A 22,863-nucleotide genomic window follows, 5' to 3' on the forward strand; every position below is an offset into this window, starting at 1 on the left:
GTTTAATCAGCGACTTTTTAGTTGGTTGCGGGGGCCGGATTTGAACCGACGACCTTCGGGTTATGAGCCCGACGAGCTACCAGGCTGCTCCACCCCGCGTCCGTGGATGCGCACTATACTCTGCTCGCTTTTTGTTGCAACCCTTTTTTGGCAGAAATGCCTGAATTTCCCATTGGTTGTTGAATTTACCCGCACAATGGCCCTAAACAGACGTTTTTGCTGCCCAGGCCGTTCAACTCGTTTAATTCTCGCGACGCGTTTGCTATCTTCGGCGAGGCATACAGAGGCAACCAGCAGGGCTAGAGAGTAATGAAAGGACGTTGGATTAAATATATAGCAGCGGGAGCCATGTTAACCATGCTGGCCGCCTGTTCATCAAAACCGACCGATCGCGGTCAACAATATAAAGACGGGAAATTCTCCCAGCCTTTCTCACTGGTGAATCAGCCTGATGCGGTTGGTGCGCCGATAAATGGCGGCGACTACGCTGAGCAGGTTAATCAGATTCGTTCCGCTTCTCCGCGCCTCTATAATAATGGCAGCGATATCTATAACGCGGTGCAGCAATGGCTGCGCGCGGGCGGCGATACTCGTCAGCTAAAGCAGTTTGGCCTTGATGCCTGGCAGATGGAAGGGGCTGACAACTATGGCAACGTCCAGTTTACCGGTTACTACACGCCGGTTATCCAGGCTCGCCATACCCGCCAGGGCGAATTCCAGTACCCGATTTACCGCATGCCGCCCAAACGTGGCCGCCTGCCTTCTCGCGCGGAAATTTACAGCGGCGCGCTGAGCGACAGCTACATCCTCGCCTACAGCAACTCCCTGATGGATAACTTCATTATGGACGTGCAGGGCAGCGGCTATATCGATTTTGGCGACGGCCAGCCTTTGACCTTCTTCGGCTATGCCGGGAAAAACGGCCACGCCTACCGCAGCATCGGCAAGGTGCTTATCGACCGTGGCGAAGTGAAGAAAGAAGATATGTCTATGCAGGCGATTCGCCATTGGGGGGAAACCCACAGCGAAGCACAAGTGCGCGAGCTGCTTGAGCAGAACCCTTCTTTTGTCTTCTTCAAGCCCGCAAGCTATGCGCCGGTTAAAGGCGCGAGCGCGGTACCTTTGATTGGCCGCGCCTCCGTAGCGTCTGACCGCTCTATTATCCCTGCGGGCACCACGCTGCTGACTGAAGTCCCACTGTTGGATAACAGCGGCAAATTCACCGGCCAGTACGAGCTGCGCGTGATGGTAGCGCTGGACGTTGGCGGCGCGATTAAAGGCCAACATTTCGATATCTATCAGGGCATTGGCCCGGATGCCGGGCATCGCGCGGGTTGGTACAACCACTACGGCCGCGTCTGGGTGCTGAAGCCGGCACCGGGGGCTGGCAGCAGCGGTAACGTTTTTAGCGGTTAATGCTGCAACGTTTCCACCTTTTACTGCGGGCTGTATAATCAGCCCGTTTTTTATTTCTGAGGAATTCCCCGATGTCTGTCGTTCTCTCTGATGCCTGGCTGCAACGCTTTGGCGGCACCGCTCGTCTGTATGGCCAGGCGGCGCTACAGCTTTTTGCTGAGGCTCACGTTTGCGTGATTGGCATCGGTGGCGTGGGTTCATGGGCGGCAGAGGCGCTGGCGCGTACCGGCATTGGGGCCATCACGCTTATCGATATGGACGACGTTTGCGTGACCAACACTAACCGTCAAATCCACGCGCTAAAGAGCAGCGTTGGCCAGGCGAAAACGGAAGTTATGGCGGCGCGTATTAAAGAGATTAACCCGGAGTGCCGCGTCACGGTGGTGGATGACTTTATTACCGCCGATAACGCCGCTGAGCTTCTGAATCAAGGGTTTAGCTATGTTATTGACGCGATTGATAGCGTTCGCCCAAAAGCGGCGTTAATCGCGTATTGCCGTCGCTACAAGATCCCGCTGGTGACCACCGGCGGCGCAGGCGGGCAGATAGATCCGACGCAGATCCAGGTTAGCGATCTGGCGAAAACCATTCAGGATCCGCTTGCAGCCAAGCTGCGTGAGCGCCTGAAAAGTGACTTTGGCGTGGTGAAAAACAGCAAAGGGAAGCTGGGCGTGGACTGCGTATTTTCCACCGAAGCGCTGGTGTACCCGCAGGCTGACGGTTCAGTTTGCGCCATGAAAAGCACCGCTGAAGGCCCAAAACGCATGGACTGTGCTTCGGGGTTTGGCGCGGCAACAATGGTGACCGCCAGCTTTGGTTTTGTGGCGGTGTCCCATGTGCTGAAGAAGATGATGGCGAAGGCGGCGCGAACCGCCTCCTGATCACGCCTGGCGCGCGGCCTCTTGAACGGCCGCAGCTAGCGCCGTAAGCCCGCTGCTGCGGGAAGCGCTTAGCTGATGGCGCAGCCCCAGCTCGTCAAACAGGCTGAGCGGATCGTTTTCCAACAACTGCTGAGCAGTTTTCCCTTCTACTGCGGTCAACAGCACCGCCAATAATCCGCGAACGATGCGTCCTTCGCTGTCGCCATAGAAGTGCAGCGTGCCGTCCGGCAGGCGTTCGTGGCCCAGCCAGACGCGGTTTTCGCAGCCGCTGATTTCAATGCTCTCGGTTTTTAACGTCTCCGGCAGCGCGGGGAGTTTTTTTCCCAATAAAATCAGCTGGCGGTATTTGTCTTCCCACTGCTGCTGCGTTGCAAACGTGGCGCGCAGGGTCTCTTCGTTAAGGGTTGTGCCAAAAGGATGGTTAGCCAGCATTCAGTCCACCAAAATGTCGAGGGCGCGGTCGACCGCTGAGAGCAGCTCGTTCACGTCCTGCTGCGTGTTGTACGGCGCAAAAGAAGCGCGCAGCGTGCCGCTGACGCCTAACGCCGCCATTAAAGGCTGAGCACAGTGCTGGCCCGCCCGAAGCGCAATGCCAGATTCTGCCAGCAGCGTGACCATATCGCTGTGGTGCACGCCCGCAAAATCAAACGCCAGCAGGCTTGAGTCCTGGCAGCGGAAGCTGCGAAAACCAGGGCGCTTCGCCAGTTCGGACTCGGCGAGCGTTGCCAGGCTGCGGCTCCAGCTTTCCGCCTGTTGCAGGTCGATAGCCTCAAGCCATTCCAACACGGCGCTTAGGCCGATGACGCCCGCGACGTTTGGCGTCCCGGCTTCAAAGCGATAAGGCACCGGCTGAGTTTTAAAACCGTCGAAAGAGACATGGGTGATCATTTTGCCGCCGCCGAGCCACGGCGACATCTGTTCAAGCAGCTCAGCCTTGCCATAGAGCGCCCCAATGCCGGTTGGGCCATACAGTTTATGGGCGGAGAAGGCGTAAAAGTCGATACCCAGCGCCTGGACATCCGGCGGGCAGTGAACGATGCCCTGCGCGCCGTCGACCATCACGACTGCCCCCGCTTCATGTGCCAGCTTGATGGCTTTTTCGAGGTCAGGGCAGCCGCCTGTCACGTTAGACATTTGTCCCAACGCCAGAATACGCGTGCGGTCGTTGAGCAACGCTGGCAGCAGGCTCAGGTCAGGCAAAGCCTGGCTATCCAGCGGCAGTTTCACCACTTTCGCACCGGTCTGTTCGGCCACCATTAACCACGGCACAAAATTGGCGTGATGCTCTGCTTCACTCACGATAATTTCATCCCCGGCCTGCAGGCGAGGGCGGGCGTAGCACTGCGCAACCAGATTAATAGCTTCAGTAGTGCCGCGAGTCCAGACCACGGATTTACCGCTTTCGGCGTTGAGCAAACGGGCCACAAGGTCGCGCGCCGCTTCATAGCGAGCCGTCAGACGCTGCGCTTCGGGAAACTGGCTGCGGTGAACGTTACCGGCGCTCAGGCTGTAAAACTGCTGGGTGGCATCGATCACTGCCTGGGGTTTAAGCGCCGTGGCCGCGCTGTCGAGATAGACGCCTGCGTCTGCCAGCGCGGGAAACTGGGCGCGAAAATGGGAGGGGTTAAATGCTGTCATGGTGATCCTCTGTTCAATGCACAGATCGTCGCGCAAAACTGACGTTGGCACAAGGTTTCCGTCTTTCTCGGAATCGTCTGTTTCTCCTGGCAGAATCGGGAAAGCAGGTTATGCTAATTATTGTTGGACTAATATTTAAGCATGTTAGTAGAAGAGATTTAAGTAGCATTAAACTCTATCCACAAGGAGAAGAATAATGAACAAAGCAACCGCTATCGTTTCTGCCTGTATGATGACCTTTGCACTTGCAGCCTGTTCCAGCCCGAACTACATCATGCATACCAATGACGGGCGCGCCATTGTCTCCGAAGGTAAACCGAAGACCGATGACGAAACCGGGATGATCAAGTACAAGGATGCTAACGGCAATATGCAGCAGATTAACCGCTCGGATGTGAAAGAGATGGTTGAACTGAAGAAGTAAAACTGCAGGCAAAAAAAAGCACCGCATTCGGCGGTGCTACATTAATCACTATGGACAGACAGGGTAAATGTACAGGAAGTGAAAAGGGGTAGCTAAGCTACCGTGGTCCGAAATGTCAGACCAATTGCAAACACAACAACACAACATCACAACCGTAAGCCAAAAGCCCTCCAGAACACGCATTCCAGACAACTTTTCGTTCCGACTCAGGAAGTGCCGCCACTATAGGTATTTGCTGGTGCATCCTCAACGGACAATTTATAATGGCTCAGATAAAAAAAACTAATAGGTAAACAAACGCTATCTGTTTGTTAACTGTTATTAACACTTAAGCCAAATAACCTCATGTCTAAGCGATTACCCCCTCTGAATGCGCTGCGCGTTTTTGACGCTGCGGCTCGTCACTTGAGTTTTACTAAAGCGGCTGAAGAACTTTTCGTTACTCAGGCTGCGGTAAGCCACCAGATCAAGTCGCTGGAGGATTTTCTTGGCCTGAAGCTGTTCCGCCGCCGCAACCGTTCGCTGCTGCTGACCGAAGAAGGTCAGAGCTATTATCAGGATATTAAAGAGATTTTTTCCCAGCTGACCGAAGCCACACGCAAGCTGCAGGCGCGCAGTGCAAAAGGCGCGCTGACGGTGAGTTTATTGCCAAGTTTTGCGATTCACTGGCTGGTTCCTCGCTTAACAAGCTTTAACTCAGCTTATCCGGGGATCGACGTGCGCATCCAGGCGGTGGACCGCCAGGAAGACAAATTGTCCGATGACGTTGACGTGGCGATATTCTATGGGCGAGGAAACTGGCCTGGGCTTAGAGTTGAAAAGCTTTATGCTGAATATTTGCTCCCTGTTTGCTCACCTATGCTGCTAACCGGTGATAAACCGATTAAAACGCCGGAAGATTTGGCAAAGCATACTTTATTGCATGACGCCTCACGCCGCGACTGGCAGACTTATACCCGCCAGCTTGGCGTGAGCCATATTAATGTCCAGCAAGGGCCCATCTTCAGCCACAGCGCAATGGTGTTGCAGGCCGCTATCCACGGCCAGGGCATTGCGCTGGCCAATAACGTGATGGCACAAACGGAAATCGAGGCCGGTCGACTGGTGTGTCCGTTTAACGATGTGCTGGTGAGTAAAAACGCCTTTTATCTGGTTTGTCATGACAGCCAGGCAGAACTGGGTAAAATAGCGGCGTTTCGACAGTGGATCCTGGCAAAGGCGGCCAGTGAGCAAGAGAAATTCCGTTTTCGCTACGAACAATAAGCAACCTTCGCGTGGCCAGGCCACGCTCTACTTTAGGGTTACACCATGACCAGCCGATTCATGCTGATATTTGCCGCCATCAGCGGTTTTGTTTTTGTTGCCCTGGGCGCTTTTGGGGCGCATGTGTTAAGCAAATCTCTGGGTGTTGCGGAGATGGGGTGGATCCAGACCGGCCTTGAGTACCAGGCGTTCCACACGCTCGCTATCTTTGGCCTTGCGGTCGCGATGCAGCGCCGCATCAGTATCTGGTTCTACTGGAGCAGCGTCTTTATGGCGTTAGGCACCGTATTATTTAGCGGCAGTTTGTACTGCCTGGCCCTGTCGCACCTGCGGCTGTGGGCGTTTGTAACACCGGTGGGCGGCGTAAGCTTCCTGGCCGGCTGGATATTGATGTTAATTGGTGCTGTGCGCCTGAAACGTAAGGGCGTAAGCCATGAATAAAGTGATTTTGTACTGCCGACAGGGATTTGAGAAAGAGTGTGCGGCAGAGATAACCGACAAAGCTGGCCAGCGCGGCGTCTACGGCTTTGCCCGAGTTAAAGAGCAGAGCGGGTACGTCATCTTTGAATGCTACCAGCCGGAAGAGGCGGATAAGCTGGCGCGGGAACTGCCGTTCAGCGACCTGATTTTTGCCCGCCAGATGTTTGTTGCCGGTGAGCTGCTAAAAGATTTGCCGCCGGAAGACCGCATAACGCCTGTCGTTGGTATGCTGCAGGGCGTGGTAGAGAAGGGCGGCGACCTGCGCGTTGAAGTGGCCGATACCAACGAAAGCAAAGAGCTGATGAAGTTCTGCCGCAAGTTTACCGTGCCGCTGCGAGCCAGCCTGCGCGAGGCTGGGGTGCTGACCAACTATGAAACGCCGAAGCGCCCGGTGGTGCATGTATTCTTTATCGCGCCGGGCTGCTGCTACACGGGCTATTCCTACACCACCAACAACTCAGCGTTCTATATGGGCATCCCGCGCCTCAGGTTCCCGGCGGATGCACCAAGCCGTTCCACGCTGAAGCTGGAAGAGGCGTTTCACGTCTTTATTCCTGCCGATGAGTGGGACGAACGCCTGGCCAACGGCATGTATGCCGTTGATTTAGGTGCCTGCCCAGGCGGCTGGACCTATCAGCTGGTGAAGCGAAATATGTGGGTTTCTTCCGTCGATAACGGCCCGATGGCGCAAAGCCTGATGGATACCGGACAGGTAACCTGGCTGCGTGAAGACGGTTTTAAGTACCGCCCAACGCGCACCAACATCTCGTGGATGGTGTGCGACATGGTAGAAAAACCGGCGAAAGTGGCCCATCTGATGGCGACATGGCTGGTAAACGGCTGGTGCCGTGAAACCATTTTTAACCTCAAGCTGCCGATGAAAAAGCGCTACGAAGAGGTGTCGCAAAACCTGGCGCAGATCCGGGAAATCCTCGAAAGCAACGGCATTAACGCTGAGATCAAAGCGCGCCAGCTTTACCACGACCGTGAAGAAGTGACGGTTCACATCCGCCGCTGGTGGGCAGCCGTGGGTGGGCGCCGCGACGAGCGCTGATGGCTTTACCCCTCGCCTGTTCACGGTGAGGGGTTTTCCCTTCTTCAGGCTGAAGGCGATGCCCCAGGCAGCCTGAGCTGCTGTAAGTTCCCATCGAGCTGTAAATCCGTCTGTAGCCTTGCCACCTGGCGGCTGATAAACGCGCTCTCCCTGTGCTGTTCAAGTTTCTTACGCCATTTTTCCGGAACCTCATCCAGCCGCTGATACAGTGCTTCCAGATTGGAAAACTGGTTAATTAGCTGCGTGGCGCTTTTTGGCCCGATGCCCGCGACACCGGGGATTTTACTGCTGCTAATGCCCGCCAGCCCCCAGAAATCGCCCAGCTGTTCCGGCTGCACGCCGTACTCCTGGGCAATAAACGGCGCATCCAGCCAGCGCTTTTGGAAGTAATCCCTAATTTGCAGGGTGGGTGCCAGAAGCTGGCAATAGCCTTTATCGGTAGAGACGATCGTTGCCCAGTGGCCGCCGGAGGCGACTTTTACCGCCAGCGTGGCCGCAAGGTCGTCCGCTTCGTTACCTTTTGAATGCCAGCACTGCACGCCCCGGCGGGTAAACGCCTCCCGCAGGGCGGGCATTTCGGCATGCAGATCGTCAGGCATCGGCGAACGGCCCGCTTTGTAGTCGGGCATAACCTGATGCCGCCAGCCTTCGCGGCGCTCTTCGTCATCAAAGACCGCCACCGCGTGGGTCGGCTGGCTGTGGCCGATGAGCTGGTCCAGGGCGTGCAGGCAGGTGTCGACACAAGGTGAGCCCTGAACCGCGTGTATGCGGCGAATAAGGTTCAATGCATCGACGATAAGTAAATGAATAGCCATAAGAAATTTACCGGTCACTCTGATGGACTTACCCTAACACTTCCCGCCATGATGAGCTATTCTCATCACAGAATTCAGGAACCTCTCTCGCAAAAACCTTGTTGGCAAAGGGTGGAAAGCCATTGCGTAGTTGTTAGCGGGCTATGTATATTTCTAACGCATATAAAAATAGAGAATATCAATATGAGTAATACTAAACACCTCGCGCAACGCATTCAAAACCTGCAACCTTCGGCCATCCGCGAACTCCTTAAGCACAGCAAAATGCCCGGCGTGATTTCGCTGGCGGGCGGTATTCCCTCCAGCGAGCTTTTTGACAAGCAAGGGCTGGAGCTGGCGACCCGTAAGGTCGTTGAAGAGAACTTTAACGATGCTTTTCAGTATGGCCTGACCGAAGGCAATACCGAGCTGCGCGACCAGTTGGTTGAGCTGTGCAAAGCGCGCGGGATTACCACGCGTAGCGACCAGTTGCTGATCACCTCTGGTTCGCAGCAGGCGCTGGATCTGCTGATCCGCGCGCTGGCGGATGAAGGCGATGTTTTCGTCGTTGAGCGCCCAACCTACCTGGCCACGCTGCAAATCCTCAGTTTGACCGCCGCGAAAGTGGAGTCTGTGGGCGGGGATGAGCACGGCATGATTGTCGACGAGCTCGAAGCGCTGCTGAAAACCACGCGCGTTAAAGGCGTTTATCTGGTGCCTACTTTTGGTAACCCAAGCGGCACGACGCTGAGCGCCGAACGCCGTGAGAAGCTGGTAAAACTGGCCGCCGAATATGATTTCGTGATTATCGAAGACGATCCGTATGGGGCCATTAGCTTTACCGATCGCCGCGAGAAGACCCTGATTCAGGTCGCGAAAGAATTGGGGCATGAAGACCACGTGGTCTATACCTCAACGTTCTCTAAAATTCTGGCGCCGGGCCTGCGCGTGGGCTGGATTATTTTGCCTGAATGGATGAAGCAAAAGGTCGCTATCATTAAGCAGGCGACGGATTTGCACGCCAACTCGTTTACCCAGGCGCTGACGGCGGCTTACCTTACGCTGGGCCGTCTGGACCCGCAGATTGAGCTGATTCGTGAAGCCTACAAGCAGAAGTGCCTGACGCTTTCGCGCCTGCTGGAAGAGGAACTCGGCGAGCACATTACCTTCAACCAGCCGCAGGGCGGGATGTTCCTTTGGGCCTCATTCCGCTATGACTTCGACACCACGGCGTGGCTGCAAAAAACGCTGGAGAAAGGCGTGGTTTACGTGCCGGGTGAATTCTTCTTTAGCGATCATGCGGATAAACGCACGCTGCGGTTCTCTTACGCTACGGCCACCGACGAGCAGTTGGTTGAAGCCGTTAAGCGTTTAAAAGCCGCGCTTTAGTAAAAAAGGCTCCCAATCGGGAGCCTTAATTTTTTAGTCACAGGCGACAATTTTTAGCGCCAGGCCACCGCGAGATGTTTCGCGATACTTGGCGTTCATGTCTTTGCCCGTTTCATACATCGTCTCGATAACCTTATCCAGGCAGACGCGCGGTTCGCTGGTGCGGCGCATTGCCATACGCGCAGCGTTCACGGCTTTAACTGCCGCAATGGCGTTACGCTCGATGCAAGGAACCTGTACCTGACCGGCAACCGGGTCGCAGGTCAGCCCCAGATTGTGCTCCATGCCGATTTCAGCGGCGATGCAAACCTGAGTCGGACTCCCGCCCAGCAGCTCGGCGAGACCTGCTGCCGCCATTGAGCAAGCTACGCCTACTTCACCCTGGCAGCCCACTTCCGCACCGGAAATAGAGGCGTTCATTTTGTACAGGGAGCCGATAGCGCCAGCGGCGAGGAAATAGCGGGCGCAGGAGTTAGCGTTCACCTGACGGATAAACTTGTCGTAATAGGCCAGCACCGCAGGAACAATCCCGCAGGCGCCGTTCGTCGGAGCGGTAACCACGCGGCCACCGGCGGCGTTTTCTTCGTTTACCGCCAGCGCGAACATATTGATCCAGTCCACAACGGCCATTGGGTCCGAGTTGTTTTTATCGGTGGTGACCAGCATGCGGCGAAGCGCGGCAGCGCGACGTGGTACTCGCATTTTGCCCGGCAGCACGCCTTCGGTGGTGATACCACGTTCAATGCCGTTGCTCATCACTTCCCAGACCGCCGCAAAGTGAGCGTCGATCTCTTGCTGGCTGTGCAGGGCTCGTTCGTTCTGCATCATCAGGCCGGAAAGCGACAGACCCGTTTCACGGCAGTGCTTCTGCAGGTCTGCAGCGTTTTTGTATGGGTACGGCACGCTTACCGGGTTTTCACTTTCTACGCCAAAATGCGCTTCATCGACGATAAAGCCGCCGCCGATGGAGTAGTAAGTTTGTGAATACAGAACGTTATCACCCGCCAGCGCGGTAATACGCATGCCGTTTTCGTGCAGGGCCAGGTTGTCTGCATGGAAGTTCATGCAGCAGTCAACCGGGAACTCTACTTCACGCTGTCCGTTGGCCAGCATCAGGCGCCCGTGAGTATTCACGTCCTGGATGAAGTGAGGAATGGCGTCGATATCGACGGTGTCCGGCAGGTTACCCGCCAGGCCCATGATAATCGCGATATCGGTATGGTGACCTTTACCGGTCAGGGATAACGAGCCGTAGACGTCTACAACAACGCGGGTGACATCGCTCAGGATCCCTTGCTCAATCAGGTCATCAGAAAATTGTTTACCAGCCTTCATCGGGCCGACGGTATGCGAACTGGATGGACCGATACCGATTTTGAAAATGTCGAATACGCTGATCATAAGATTTCCCTGCGTAAGTGACTTGAGAGGAGAGAGCCGCCCGGGCGGGCGGCTTTAAAATGCTTAGCTGAACAGCGAGTAGAAGATAGCGGAGATGGCAATCAGACCCATAATCACAACGAATACGTTGCTGATGTGGCCGCTGTATTTACGCATTGCCGGGACTTTCTGAATCGCGTACATCGGCATCAGGAACAGGATCATCGCGATAACCGGGCCGCCCAGGGTTTCAATCATACCCAGGATGCTTGGGTTCAGCGTAGCCACTGCCCAGGTCGTCACCAGCATGAACAGCGCGGTGATTTTGTTCAGTTTGCCGATTTCAATGCTCTTGCCTTTGCCGCGCAGAGATTTGATAACCATACCGTTGAAGCCTTCACGTGCGCCCAGGTAGTGGCCGAGGAAGGATTTGGTGATGGCAATCATCGCAATGATTGGCGCCATCCAGGCGATAACCGGTGCGTTAAAGTGGTTAGCCAGGTAAGACAGGATAGAGATGTTCTGCGCTTTTGCCGCCGCCAGGTCAGCCGGGCTCAGGCTCAGCACGCAGCTGAAGACGAAGAACATGACGGTCAGCACCATCATGATGTGTGCACGAGCCAGAATGCTGGAGCATTTTTTCTCAGCGCCTTCGCCGTACTCTTCACGCTTCGCTACCGCGAAGGAGGAGATGATCGGGGAGTGATTGAAGGAGAACACCATCACCGGAATAGCCAGCCACAGGGTCATCCACAGGCCGCTGCCGGTTGCCGGCGTTGCGCTGAAGGACAGGGTTTCAAAGGCCGCACCGCTCCAGTTAGGAATCAGGTACAGCGCCAGAACCATCAGAGCCGCAACAAACGGGAATACCAGGATGCTCATCGCCTTCACGATCATCTGCTCGCCGAAGCGCACGATGGTCATCATGCCGACAATCAGGATCAGAGAAAGAATCGCCCGTGGTGGAGAAGCCATGCCCAACTGGTGGGTAATGAAGCTGTCTACGGTATTGGTGATTGCCACGCTGTAAACCAGCAGGATTGGGTAGATAGCGAAGAAGTACAGCAGGGTAATCAGCTTACCTGCGCCAACCCCAAAGTGCTCTTCTACAACTTCGGTGATGTCTTCGCCCGGGTTTTTACCGGACAGCACGAAGCGGGTCATACCGCGGTGTGCGAAGAAGGTCATTGGGAAAGCCAGAATCGCCATGATGAACAGCGGGATCAGGCCACCAACGCCGGCGTTGATTGGCAGGAACAGGACGCCTGCACCGATTGCCGTGCCGTACAGGCCCAGCATCCACATGGTGTCGGTCTTGCGCCATGCGCCTTTTTTCTCAGCAGAGACAATACTGCCGGTTTGAGTGGTTTCCATTTACATCTCCAAAGGAATGTTTCGTGCAATGTTGAAAAATTCGCCGTTAAAACGCTATCAAGGTCTTAACGGCTGAAACTAAATTCTGGCCGCGGGCATTTTTGTAGTAGTTGTGTCCCGTAACTATCGGCGGGCGGAAAGATACAGTTATGTCATCTCTGTATCAGTGATCGCGATCCCAAATGCGATAATCCACCTTTGTTACGCAACAAATCCGCATAACAGTCTGTTCATATACATCTAAGTGATATTTATAGTCGCGAAGCCTATCACTAGCCGATGATGCAATAAATTAAACCCGACCAAATAACTCGGTTTTTGCCAGAGAAAGTACCTAAAACAGCGTTTTTTAACGAGTATTTGCATCAGGGCGTGATGTTTGTGCTTTTGAGTGTGAGCGCAATCGATTAAATGGCTTCGGGAAGGGGGAAAAAGAAGGGCGACCGCTGGCCGCCCTGGAAGGTTAACGCACGATTTCGTAGCAGGGGATGTAGGCGCTGCCCGGCAGCTTCATGCGGTGCTGGGCGACAAAGCCCTGCAGAAGAACGTCCATGCGCCTCATCATTTCCGGATCGCCGTGCAGCTTGTACGGGCCGTATTTCTCGATGGCGTGAATACCGGCTTCTTTGACGTTACCCGCCACGATACCCGAGAAGGCACGGCGCAGCGATGCCGCCAGTTTTTCCGCAGGCTGATCCGGATAGAGCTGCAGGTTAGCCATGTTTTCGTGGGTGGGTTCAAACGGCATTTGCAGGTCGGGCGAAATGCGAATGGACCAGTTGAAGCCGTAGGCATCGCCGGTTTCACGGCGGTTTTCTTTCACCTGAGGCATGGCTTTTTTCATCACGCGGGCGACTTCTGTCGCGTCATCGATGATGATTTTGTAGTGACGGCGCGCCTGCTCGCCCAGGGTGCTAACGATAAATTCATCCAGCACGCGGAAATAATCGGCGCTTTCTTTCGGCCCGGTGAGGATCAGTGGCAGAACCTGATCGTGGTTATGCGGATTCATCAGAATACCGAGCAGGTACAGCAGCTCTTCTGCGGTACCAACCCCGCCAGGGAAGATAATAATGCCGTGGGCAATACGGACAAATGCCTCAAGCCGTTTTTCAATATCCGGCATGATGATCAGTTCATTGACCAGCGGGTTAGGCGGCTCAGCGGCGATGATAGAGGGTTCCGTCAGGCCGATGAAGCGGCCTTCTTTGTAACGCTGCTGGGCGTGGCCCACGGCGGCACCTTTCATCGGTGCTTCCATCGCACCCGGCCCACAGCCGGTACAAATATTCAGCTCACGCAGCCCAAGCTGGGTGCCCACGCGGCGAGCATAGAGGTATTCATTTTCGTTAATGGAGTGGCCGCCCCAGCAAACCACCAGGTTTGGCGCTTCACCGACGTGCAGCGCACGGGCATTTCGTAGAATAGAAAACACCATATTGGTGATATGAATAGAGTTTTCTTTATTTAAATGTTGGAAACGGCCTGCATTGTCGATTTGGCCGTTAACAAACAGAATATCGCGCAGGACGGCAAACAGGTTAGCCTGCAGTGCACGGATGATACGGCCGTCGACAAAGGCGTCTTCCGGGGGATTAATCAGTTCGAGTTTTACGCCACGTTCACGACGCAACACGTTGATGTCAAAGCTCTGATAGCGGGACAGCAGCTCTTTGCTGCTGTCGGTTTGACTGCCGGAATTAAGAACCGCCAGCGAGCAGTTACGAAACAGTTGGTAAAGGTCGCTGCTGGCGGTGCGTTTAAGCATATCGACTTCCAGCTGCGACAACATATCCATTGAGCCAAGCGGGCTAATATGTGTAATCAAGTGAACTCCTTACGGAACGAAAAGTGCCGTTCTCACAGATTACAATAGCCCTGGCTTATTCACTTTAACAACCCGTAAACCGCATTCACTTTTGGCGCTGCGAGCTATTTCGCAATTATTGGCGAGTCAGGCGGCCAAAAGCAGGATGGAAATCGGTATTGGTTCTCCACGGGTTAATGTCCAGGCCGCCGCGGCGCGTATAGCGTGCGTAGACGCTAAGCGTTTGCGGCCGGCAGAAGCGCTGCAGGTCATTAAAGATGCGCTCCACGCACTGCTCGTGAAACTCGTTGTGATGGCGGAAGGAGACCAGATAGCGAAGCAGCTTTTCACGGTCGATTTTCGGGCCGCGGTAGCGAATTTGTACGGAACCCCAGTCTGGCTGATGGGTTATCAGGCAGTTGGACTTCAGCAAGTGGCTAACCAGCGTCTCTTCTACGATCTCATCGCCCGCGGCCTGCTGGAGGTAATCCGCGTTGAAGTCGTAGCTGTCGATAGCGATGTCCTGCTCGTCGATGCACTCGCCTCCAAAGGCGGCGATTTCCTGGCCTTCGAGCTCATGCAGGCGGAAAAGCACCACGCTGACGTCACCTTCGGCGCAGGCGCTCAGGTCGCGCTTCAGGGTTTCCTGGACGGTTTCCCAGTCGGCGAAGCGCGTCTGGTTAAAGCTGTTCAGGTAGAGCTTGAAGCTTTTTGATTCCACCAGATTCACGCTGTTGGCATCCAGCTGCACATGGCCCACGGCGACCTGCGGCAGGCCGTTGTTGTTTAGCCAGGACAGTTCGTAAAGCGTCCAGATGTCACCGCCGCTGAACGGCAGGCTGTCGGCGTGAAGGCCAAGCGGGTCGCGATTCAGGCTGCGCGGTACGGCCTGCAGCAGCGATGGCTGGTATTGATCCTGATAAGCGGTTGGCTTACCCAGCGTCAGGCCACTTAGAGCCTGGTGATTTTCGTAGGACATGTTTCACCGAGATAAAGGTACAATTGGCTTTTATTGTACCCCAGCCTACGCGAGTGAGAAATTAATGAACGAAGTCGCCTTTGCCCTCAAAGAGTTTACCCGCCGTTTTTGCGATCGGTGGCAGGAAGAAACGGGAGGCTGGCCCGCCAGTGAAGCGCTATACGGCATTCCGTCCCCGTGTATTGTGACGACTACGGGCGGCGATGTGCGCTGGCAGCCACAGCCGTTTACGCCCGACGCCGATTTAAGCGCCGTGGAGCGAGCGTTGGATATTTCTCTCCAGCCTGCCGTCGAGGCGTTTTACACCACGCAGTTTGCCGGAGATATGCCCGCCGTGCACGGTAACACCGCGCTAACGCTGCTGCAGACATGGAGTGAGGACGATTTCGTGCGGGTGCAGGAGAACCTGATTGGTCACCTGGTGACGCAGAAGCGCCTGAAATTGTCGCCGACGTTGTTTTTAGCTACCACGGAAGATGAAATGGAAGTCGTTTCTCTGTGCAACTTGACGGGCGAAGTCGTGATTGAGAAAATCGGCACCCCGCAGCGCACCGTGCTTTCCGCTTCTCTCCCTGATTTCCTCCATGCCCTGACACCGCAGGTGGTTTAGCTTTTTTACCCAGATTCTTGTGAGAGATCTCTTACATGCGTTGTGAGAGATCGCTACATTTAGCGACAGATGAAAGCGACTCTCATTTGCTGATGTTCATATAAAACAATGGGTTATTTTTATTTTCGGATAGTTCCGAATGAAAGTTTTTGCCCGTGACTCCGCTGCATCCCTTGTCACAAGCGGGTAAATAGAGGATTCTATATCCATCGACAGGACGTCGACGTAATGAAGGAGATATCAGGATGATGCCGCTTCATCACGAACAGGAACCCGCCGGGATGGCGTACAGGGAAGGCTTCATAGATGAAGCATGGATCACTCAGGAAGAGTAATGGACACCTCCAGGATGGAGAAAGAGAGCCGTAACAGGAGTACGGTGGGTCAGGAAGACTCAAGGAACTAGCGTCAGGGTGATGCAGGACACCATCAGGATGACGGTCGCAGGAAGCTTTAGCGATGGATTGTCGGTCAGGAGACCAGAGGACAAAGTTGTCACGGATGAGCAGGGAGCACGAAAAGTAGCCGGATTAGCTGCGAAACGAACCGGGAGCACTGTGTAAACAGTGCTCCCTTTTTTTATGCCTTTTTCACGCGCAGAGAAGAAGTGTTATTCTGTTCCGCTCTTTTTCACTGAAGTATGAGGTTTCCATGGAGCGCCAGAAGCTGGTTCGCCGCCATTTACTCACCCTTGAGCAGATCCTGCGCGATCACGCCCTCTGGCAGGGCCTGCCTCCGGATCCGTCGGCTTTTGAGAGCACGCAGCCTTTCTGCATGGATACGCTGCAGCCTCATGAATGGCTGCAATGGGTATTGATCCCCCGTATGAATGCGCTGCTGGACAGCCAGCATCCTTTGCCAAATGCGTTTGCCGTTGCGCCTTATTACGAAATGGCGCTGGATGCTACGCATGCGGTACGCGAACCCCTTCTCGCCGTGCTGTTTGAGCTGGACGCACTGTTTGAGGCGGAACAGGACTGATGCTGGAGATTATTTACCAGGATGAGTGGCTGGTTGCGGTAAACAAACCGTCCGGCTGGCTGGTGCACCGTAGCTGGCTGGACAGGCACGAAAAAGTCGTGGTGATGCAAACCGTTCGCGACCAGATTGGCCAGCATGTTTTTACCGTGCATCGCCTTGACCGGCCAACCTCCGGCGTACTGCTGATGGGGTTATCCAGCGAGGTTGGACGCCTGCTGTCGCAGCAGTTTGAGCAGCACCAGATGCAGAAGCGTTACCATGCCGTGGTGCGTGGCTGGCTCGAGGATGAAGCGGTGCTGGATTATCCGCTGGTGGAAGAGCTGGATAAAATCGCCGATAAGTTTAGCGACCAGGATAAAGCCCCGCAGCCTGCGGTGACGCATTATCGTGGCTTAGCGACGGTCGAGATGCCGGTGGCCGTAGGACGTTATCCTACCGCTCGCTACAGCCTGGTGGAGCTTGAGCCAAAGACCGGCCGTAAACACCAGCTTCGTCGGCATTTGTCGCATCTTCGCCATCCCATTATTGGTGATTCCAAACACGGTGATTTGCGCCAGAACCGAGGCGCGGCGGAACATTTTGGCTGCGAGCGTCTGATGCTGCATGCCAGCCAGCTCTCGTTAAACCATCCGGTTACCGGAGAGCCGCTGACGATCCGGGCGGGACTGGATGACACCTGGATGCAAATGCTGACAAAATTTGGCTGGCGCGGCCAACTGCCGGATGTTGAAAATATTGAGTTTGATCCGGCGAGCCGCCAGGATAAGCCTTGTCCCTAATTCTTAAGGAGTTACCGATGGCCGAAGTGGGTATTTTTGTAGGCACAATGTACGGCAACGCGCTGTTAGTGGCGGAAGAAGCCGAAACCATTCTTAAAAAACACGGCCATCAGGCAAAGGTGTTTGAAGATCCTGAACTGGCGGACTGGCAGTATTACCGCAACCATTATGCGCTGGTGGTGACGTCCACGACCGGGCAGGGCGATCTGCCGGACAGTATTGTCCCTTTGTTCCAGGCCATTAAAGATCGGCTTGGCTACCAGCCTGAGCTGCATTACGGACTGATTGCCCTGGGTGACAGCAACTACGACCATTTCTGCGGCGGGGGTAAGCAGTTTGATGCCATGCTTCAGGAGCAGGGGGCAACGCGGATTTCTGACGTGCTGACTATTGACGCCAACGACCACCCGGAGCCTGAAGTCATTTCTGGCCCGTGGGTTGAGCAGTGGGCGACTTTGCTGAAATGAGTGCAGGCAGGGCGGAAAAGCCATGCCTGGCCGCCCTGAAAAATCTTAATTAAGCGTTTGATCGTGCTCGCGACGGTAGGCGCCGGGAGAGGTGTTGAACCTTTTTCCGAACGTACGGGTAAAGGACTGCTGCGAATCAAAACCGTAGCGTACCGAGATATCGAGGATTTTATCCTCGGTATTTTTCAGATCTTCCGCCGCCAGCTGCAGCTTGCGTTCACGAATGTAGGCACCGAGGCTCTTCCCCGCCCAGTCTGAGAACATCCGCTGTAAGTACCACTTCGAGTAGCCGGACTGCCTGGCGACTTCTTCAATACGCAGCGGGCGCTGCATGTTGCCGTCGACCCACTCAAGCAGAGATTCCATAAAATCTTTAGGCATGGACATATCACCTCCTTCTACATCTTGATCGTTCGATGATTGATAAACCTATTCCCACCAGGAGTCGAAGACCTGGTGTGATTTGCTGACTGCCAGTATTTGCCCCATTTCCGGCGTTAGCAGCTGGTAGCCGCGGCCCGCGCTTGCGGCAGCGATGCGGCGGAAGGGCTCGTCCCAGCTATGGTTCGCCAGCGCAAATCGACCCGCATGTCCCGGCACCATCGTTTTAGCGCCCAGCTCATCCGTGGCCTGCGCCGCTTCTTCCGGCATCATGTGAATGTACTTCCAGCCTTCGTCGTACTGGCCGTTTTCCATAATGGCGAGATCGATATCGTTAAACTGTTCGCCAATTTGCTTAAAGTGGGGGCCATAGCCGGTGTCGCCGCTGTAATAAACTTTCCGCTGCGGGGTGACCAACATAAAGCTGGCCCACAGCGTTTTGTTGCCGGTTAAACCGCGGCCGGAGAAATGACGAGCCGGCAGAGCGTGGATCGTTAACTCGCTATCAATAGCCACTTTTTCCTGCCAGTCGAGTTCGTGGATGAGCGTTGGATCAAAGCCCCAGGCTTCAAAGTGCGCGCCAACGCCCAGCGGGGTGACGATCTGCTTAATTTTCGGTTTCAGCGCGCGCAGCGTCGGGTAGTCCAGATGATCCCAGTGATCGTGAGAGATAATCAGGGTGTCGATTTCCGGCATATCCTCCGCTCGCCACGGATAGTCTCCGGCAAAGGCCTTGTTCAGAAAGGCGAACGGCGCGGCATAGTGGCTGAATACCGGATCGATAAGAATGCGTTTGCCACCGAGCTGGATAAACCAGGACGAGTGCCCGAGCCACACCACCAGATCCTGCTGCTTATCAAGCGCGGCCAGGTCGGTTTTGACCAGCGGCAGGGGACGATCGGGTTTTACCGTATCCGGCCGGGAGAAGAAGAAATCCCACAGCGCCGCCAGGCGACCTCGCTTGTCTGTCATCATTGGCGTGTCTTGCTGATTGTGGAATTTGCCGTCGCGGTACTGGGGCGATTGCTGGATGCGTTCGAGACGGCTGCCCTGCGGCAATTTGCCAAATTCAGTCATCGGGAACAGCGCAGCGCTAGTGGCAGTAAGGCCTAATAACATAATCACGACCATGAATTTTAGGGTTAACGAACGCTTGCCAGAATGCGCGGCAGCCATAAAGGATTCTCTTGGGATTTATGCGGGTAATATTGCTATTGAGTGAGTAAACACTCATTATAGGCAGGTAAGGTCAACCGTCAACAAAATTTACGGTATGATAAAGAACATGACGTTCAGCGATCGTTTCTATCCAGCGTTCGCTGAAATCCTATCCATACAGATAACTGGCTTGTGAGGAACCGTGGCTCGTCCAAAAAGTGAAGATAAACGATTAGCATTACTCGATGCGGCTACCGATGCGATTGCGGAGCTGGGATTAGGGGCGGCAACGTCTTTAATTGCCAGAAAGGCGGGCGTGGCCGAAGGGACGTTGTTCCGTTATTTCCCGACCAAAGACGAGTTGCTGAATGCAGTTTATCTTCATCATAAGCGAGATCTCGGCAGCGAGCTGATGAAGACTTATGACCGCCACGCGCCAAGTAAAGAGCGCTCAAGAACGGTGTGGGGAAACTATATCGACTGGGGGCTGGTGAACATTAACGCTCGTAAAGCGATGCGCCAGCTGGCCGTTTCCGGCAAGATCACGTCTGAAACGCTGGAGCAGGTTTACCAGGCGTATCCTGACCTGCGGGATTTGTCGAAGGAGTGCGTGACCAACGAGGCGTTGACCGGCATTGAATCGTCCTTTGCCGATGCTATTTTCTTCGGGCTGGCGGAAACCACGATGGAATTTGCCGGGCGTGAACCTTCGCGCAGGGAAGAGTACAAATCCGCCGGGTTTGACGTGATGTGGCGCGGCATGACCAAAGGCTAAGCCGCAGCACGTTTATCTCTACAGGCAAAGAGGGCGCTGAACATTTCCCCTTTGCCTTTAATGCCGCGTTCAAATCTGGTACTTCTTCGCCTCACGCGCAACGTTATCCATTTCGTCCAGCAGCTCCAGAATTTCAGGTTCCATCTCTTCCGGCGCGGTGCCGCTGCGTAATTCGTGTTCCAGCGTCTGACAGAGTTTTTTCATGCGCGGAACGCCGCTGTAGCTGCAGCTGCCGTGGAGCTTATGGACGATATCGATAAGTCCTTCGGGTTTGTCGCCAACCAGCTGTTCTTCCAGAATATTTCTCACTTCCGGCAAAAACTCCAGCAGCATTTCAAGCATCTCGCGGGCCAGATCGGCTTTGTTCGCGGCCTGATGCAGCGCCAGGTTCCAATCCAGCGTTTTATTGATGTTAATAGCCGGAGGTGCGGGTTCTTCCTGCTGGGCAGGAAGCAAGCCGATGTTGCCCGGATGGTAGCGCATCAGCAGGCGATGCAGCTTTTCTTCTTCAATCGGCTTGGCCAGATAGTCGTTCATGCCGGCGCTCATCAGCTTCTCTTTTTGCCCTGCCAGCGCGTGCGCGGTGACGGCTATCACCGGGGTTTGCTGATGATGTGGCAGCTGGCGTATCAGTTCGCAGGCACGAATTCCGTCCATTTCCGGCATTTGAATGTCCATTAAAATAATGTCGATATTCATCTGCCTGGCGCGTTCCAGCGCCTGTGAGCCGCTTTCGCACAGCACCACCTGCTGCACTCTGTCTTCCAGCAGGGCGCCTATCAGCTTCAGGTTTGCCGGGTTGTCATCCACCGCCATGACCGCCATCGGCAGCTTATCGTCCTGCTCAATAAACGGCAGCGTCAGATTCGCTTTAGGGCAGCTTTCTAGCAGCATTGGGAACAGACGCGTGGAGGTGATAGGTTTTAACAGACAGCCCGCCACGCCCTGGCGTTTAAGCTCCTCAGCGCCAACCTGAGTGTGGCAAGGCAGCGCCAGAATCAGGCAGTCCGCCATGGTCACCGCTTTGGCGAGCTTAGGGTTCGCCAGCGTGAGCGTTTCCGTAAAGGTGACGGGAATGCCGCACAGCAGGATATCAAAATGCTCATCTGGCAGCCCGGACAGCGACGGGCTGTGGACCACTTCCAGCGGGGTGTTCTGCAACAAATTCAGCGTACTCTGCGCGGCGGTGCCGTTTGGTTCAACGTAACCCAGGCGCTTGCCCGCCAGTTTGTCCATCGCCTGCCTGTCGTTGACGGCATTCGAGTTCAGGTCGAGGCTGATGTGAAACCAGAAGGTTGAGCCACGATGAGGTTTGCTGTGGAAGGAGATATCGCCGCCCATCTCATTGACCAGTTTCTGGGTGATAACCAACCCAAGGCCCGTACCGCCGTGGCGGCGCGAGATACTTGCATCTGCCTGGCGAAAAGCCTGGAAGAGCCGCGACTGCTCCTGTTCAGGAATGCCGATTCCGGTATCGTGGATCTGCATTTCAATCTGAACTTTGTTATTCCCTTCCGCGCGTTTTTCCACCAGCAGGTCGATGTTGCCAGTTTCGGTAAACTTAATGGCGTTGCCCACCAGGTTAGTGACGACCTGCTGCAGGCGCAGAGGATCGCCTATCACGTTGTCCGGCACGTCATTTTTGATGTTGAGCGTCAGCTCAAGGCCCTTGTCATGGGCAGAATGTGCCAGCAACGTGACTACTTCATCCAGCGTATTGCGCAGCGGGAACGGAATGGACTCCAGCATCAGCTTGCCCGCTTCCAGCTTGGAGAAGTCCAGCACGTCGTTAATGATAGTAAGTAAGTTATTGGCCGAACGTTCAATCGTATAGAGATGGTCGCGCTGGGTGGGATTCAAGTCCGTTTTTAACGTCAGACGGGTGAAGCCGATAACCCCGTTAAGCGGCGTACGCAGCTCATGGGACATGTTTGCCAGAAATTCGGATTTAATACGGGCGGCTTCCTGCGCACGTTTCTTGGCAAGATCGAGCTCCACGTTCTGAATTTCCATCTGCTCGAGGGTTTCGCGCAGGTCGGATGTGGCCTGATCAACGTTGTGTTGCATCTCTTCGTGGTAGGCGGTCAGCGACATTGCCATTGAGTTAATGCCGTTTTTCAGCATATCCAGTTCGCCGAGCATAAATCCTTCCACCCGGCTATCCAGCTGCCCACGGCGGATGCGGTCAACTGTATTCACCATGTTGCGAATCGGCCCGGTCACGTCGCGCATCAGGCGGTAGGCAAACAGCATCGCGATCCCGATGCAGAACAGCATCATCAGCGTGGAAATAAAGATCTCGCGGTACTGTTGAAGCCGAACAGACTTGAGATCCAGCTCCATGGCTACATAGCCAAGCGTGCTGTTGCTCTGCTTAACGCTGGTTTCAGCAGATTCATCCGGCGAATATCTTTCGGAAATAATCGGCATCCGCAGGATCATCACGTCGCCGGCCCGGTTTACGGTGAGATCGGTCGGCAGCTTTGCCCCATCGGGCAGCTTCAGGCGAACGGCGTTATGCTGAAAATTAGAGGTAACGAACAGCTTATTGCTTTCATCGTAAATAGAGATGCCGCGCACGATGTCCGAATGGCGTCGGTGCAGCACGCTGACCAGCTGGCGAATCGACTCCCGGCTATGGAAGTTCATTCCATACTCGCTGGAAACCGCCAGCGGTTCGATAATGCTGGCGCCCGCATCCTCCAGCTGGCGCTGTAAGTCATTGTAACGGTGGACAACGAAAAAGATGCTGAGCAGCAAACCGACCAAAAGCGTCGGGGCCAGAATCAGGATCATCATACGTGCGCGCAGGCTGTAGTTGGTCATGGGGTTC

22 protein-coding genes and 1 tRNA gene are annotated in these 22,863 nt (G+C 54.9%); 12 read left to right on the forward strand and 11 right to left on the reverse strand.

The features are described 5' to 3' along the window. Positions 1 to 22: 22 nt before the first annotated feature. Positions 23 to 99 (reverse strand) — tRNA-Met (locus HX778_RS01850). 210 nt (positions 100 to 309) lie between these two features. Here HX778_RS01850 and mltA point away from each other — a divergent pair. Together mltA and tcdA are read left to right on the forward strand one after the other, a co-directional pair. Further along, a complete protein-coding gene (gene mltA, locus HX778_RS01855) occupies positions 310 to 1,416 on the forward strand; it encodes a murein transglycosylase A (RefSeq protein ID WP_038479315.1) in 1,107 nt (368 codons plus the stop codon). 71 nt (positions 1,417 to 1,487) lie between these two features. Then, positions 1,488 to 2,297 (forward strand): tRNA cyclic N6-threonylcarbamoyladenosine(37) synthase TcdA, encoded by an 810-nt coding sequence (gene tcdA, locus HX778_RS01860; protein ID WP_176981165.1) that lies wholly within the window; start codon positions 1,488 to 1,490, stop codon positions 2,295 to 2,297. Here the strand turns inward: tcdA and csdE are convergent, their stop codons facing one another. Together csdE and csdA are read right to left on the reverse strand one after the other, a co-directional pair. Further along, complete coding sequence (gene csdE / locus HX778_RS01865) at positions 2,298 to 2,729, reverse strand: cysteine desulfurase sulfur acceptor subunit CsdE (protein WP_176981166.1); 432 nt, start codon at positions 2,727 to 2,729, stop codon at positions 2,298 to 2,300. Continuing rightward, complete coding sequence (gene csdA / locus HX778_RS01870) at positions 2,730 to 3,935, reverse strand: cysteine desulfurase CsdA (protein WP_176981167.1); 1,206 nt, start codon at positions 3,933 to 3,935, stop codon at positions 2,730 to 2,732. Between the two features lie 196 nt (positions 3,936 to 4,131). On the opposite strand from csdA, the gene HX778_RS01875 reads away from it, so the two are divergent. From HX778_RS01875 to rlmM, 4 genes are all read left to right on the forward strand, one after another. Beyond that, positions 4,132 to 4,359, forward strand: a complete 228-nt coding sequence (locus HX778_RS01875; RefSeq protein ID WP_038479329.1) for a YgdI/YgdR family lipoprotein — start codon at positions 4,132 to 4,134, stop codon at positions 4,357 to 4,359. 345 nt (positions 4,360 to 4,704) lie between these two features. After that, positions 4,705 to 5,622: a glycine cleavage system transcriptional regulator GcvA gene (gene gcvA, locus HX778_RS01880; protein ID WP_016538028.1), complete on the forward strand. Its 918-nt coding sequence runs from the start codon at positions 4,705 to 4,707 to the stop codon at positions 5,620 to 5,622. Between the two features lie 45 nt (positions 5,623 to 5,667). Next, entirely contained in the window at positions 5,668 to 6,063 is a 396-nt protein-coding gene (locus tag HX778_RS01885) for a DUF423 domain-containing protein (protein WP_008458426.1), read from the forward strand. Next, on the forward strand, positions 6,056 to 7,156 hold the full coding sequence (rlmM, locus tag HX778_RS01890) for a 23S rRNA (cytidine(2498)-2'-O)-methyltransferase RlmM (protein WP_038479335.1): 1,101 nt from the start codon (positions 6,056 to 6,058) through the stop codon (positions 7,154 to 7,156). The genes HX778_RS01885 and rlmM overlap by 8 nt, the downstream gene beginning before the upstream one ends. 44 nt (positions 7,157 to 7,200) lie before the next feature. Here the strand turns inward: rlmM and xni are convergent, their stop codons facing one another. Then, positions 7,201 to 7,971 carry a flap endonuclease Xni gene (xni, locus tag HX778_RS01895; RefSeq protein ID WP_176981168.1) on the reverse strand — a complete coding sequence of 257 codons (771 nt, stop codon included), beginning with the start codon at positions 7,969 to 7,971 and terminating at the stop codon, positions 7,201 to 7,203. Positions 7,972 to 8,154: 183 nt separating this feature from the next. On the opposite strand from xni, the gene HX778_RS01900 reads away from it, so the two are divergent. Continuing rightward, positions 8,155 to 9,339: a PLP-dependent aminotransferase family protein gene (locus HX778_RS01900; protein ID WP_038479341.1), complete on the forward strand. Its 1,185-nt coding sequence runs from the start codon at positions 8,155 to 8,157 to the stop codon at positions 9,337 to 9,339. 33 nt (positions 9,340 to 9,372) lie between these two features. Here HX778_RS01900 and HX778_RS01905 read toward each other — a convergent pair whose 3' ends face one another. From HX778_RS01905 to queF, 4 genes are all read right to left on the reverse strand, one after another. Continuing rightward, positions 9,373 to 10,740: an L-serine ammonia-lyase gene (locus HX778_RS01905; protein ID WP_176981169.1), complete on the reverse strand. Its 1,368-nt coding sequence runs from the start codon at positions 10,738 to 10,740 to the stop codon at positions 9,373 to 9,375. A 63-nt stretch (positions 10,741 to 10,803) separates the two neighbouring features. Further along, positions 10,804 to 12,093, reverse strand: a complete 1,290-nt coding sequence (locus tag HX778_RS01910) for an HAAAP family serine/threonine permease (protein WP_038479347.1) — start codon at positions 12,091 to 12,093, stop codon at positions 10,804 to 10,806. Positions 12,094 to 12,556: 463 nt separating this feature from the next. Continuing rightward, a complete protein-coding gene (ppnN, locus tag HX778_RS01915; protein WP_038479350.1) occupies positions 12,557 to 13,921 on the reverse strand; it encodes a nucleotide 5'-monophosphate nucleosidase PpnN in 1,365 nt (454 codons plus the stop codon). A 115-nt stretch (positions 13,922 to 14,036) separates the two neighbouring features. After that, a complete protein-coding gene (gene queF, locus HX778_RS01920; protein WP_038479353.1) occupies positions 14,037 to 14,879 on the reverse strand; it encodes an NADPH-dependent 7-cyano-7-deazaguanine reductase QueF in 843 nt (280 codons plus the stop codon). Positions 14,880 to 14,943: 64 nt separating this feature from the next. On the opposite strand from queF, the gene syd reads away from it, so the two are divergent. The 4 genes from syd (at position 14,944) to HX778_RS01940 (ending at position 17,716) form a co-directional block, all read left to right on the forward strand. Beyond that, entirely contained in the window at positions 14,944 to 15,489 is a 546-nt protein-coding gene (gene syd / locus HX778_RS01925) for a SecY-interacting protein (RefSeq protein WP_038479356.1), read from the forward strand. A gap of 651 nt (positions 15,490 to 16,140) precedes the next feature. After that, a complete protein-coding gene (locus HX778_RS01930) occupies positions 16,141 to 16,470 on the forward strand; it encodes a YqcC family protein (protein WP_038479359.1) in 330 nt (109 codons plus the stop codon). Beyond that, positions 16,470 to 17,249 carry a tRNA pseudouridine(65) synthase TruC gene (gene truC, locus HX778_RS01935; RefSeq protein WP_176981170.1) on the forward strand — a complete coding sequence of 260 codons (780 nt, stop codon included), beginning with the start codon at positions 16,470 to 16,472 and terminating at the stop codon, positions 17,247 to 17,249. Before HX778_RS01930 ends, truC begins: the two co-directional genes overlap by 1 nt. Before the next feature lie 17 nt (positions 17,250 to 17,266). After that, positions 17,267 to 17,716, forward strand: coding sequence for a flavodoxin (locus HX778_RS01940; RefSeq protein ID WP_038479365.1), 450 nt, complete (start codon positions 17,267 to 17,269; stop codon positions 17,714 to 17,716). 45 nt (positions 17,717 to 17,761) lie between these two features. Here the strand turns inward: HX778_RS01940 and HX778_RS01945 are convergent, their stop codons facing one another. Together HX778_RS01945 and HX778_RS01950 are read right to left on the reverse strand one after the other, a co-directional pair. After that, positions 17,762 to 18,103, reverse strand: a complete 342-nt coding sequence (locus HX778_RS01945; RefSeq protein ID WP_038479370.1) for a helix-turn-helix domain-containing protein — start codon at positions 18,101 to 18,103, stop codon at positions 17,762 to 17,764. A 42-nt stretch (positions 18,104 to 18,145) separates the two neighbouring features. Further along, positions 18,146 to 19,273, reverse strand: a complete 1,128-nt coding sequence (locus tag HX778_RS01950; protein WP_052049010.1) for an MBL fold metallo-hydrolase — start codon at positions 19,271 to 19,273, stop codon at positions 18,146 to 18,148. Between the two features lie 184 nt (positions 19,274 to 19,457). On the opposite strand from HX778_RS01950, the gene HX778_RS01955 reads away from it, so the two are divergent. Beyond that, entirely contained in the window at positions 19,458 to 20,030 is a 573-nt protein-coding gene (locus tag HX778_RS01955) for a TetR/AcrR family transcriptional regulator (RefSeq protein ID WP_038479373.1), read from the forward strand. A gap of 69 nt (positions 20,031 to 20,099) precedes the next feature. Here the strand turns inward: HX778_RS01955 and barA are convergent, their stop codons facing one another. Beyond that, positions 20,100 to 22,856, reverse strand: a complete 2,757-nt coding sequence (gene barA / locus HX778_RS01960) for a two-component sensor histidine kinase BarA (RefSeq protein ID WP_038479376.1) — start codon at positions 22,854 to 22,856, stop codon at positions 20,100 to 20,102. Between the last annotated feature and the right edge of the window lie 7 nt (positions 22,857 to 22,863).

It is taken from the genome of Cedecea sp. P7760 (genome assembly GCF_013386425.1).
In the GTDB taxonomy this organism is placed as follows: domain Bacteria; phylum Pseudomonadota; class Gammaproteobacteria; order Enterobacterales; family Enterobacteriaceae; genus Cedecea; species Cedecea selenatireducens.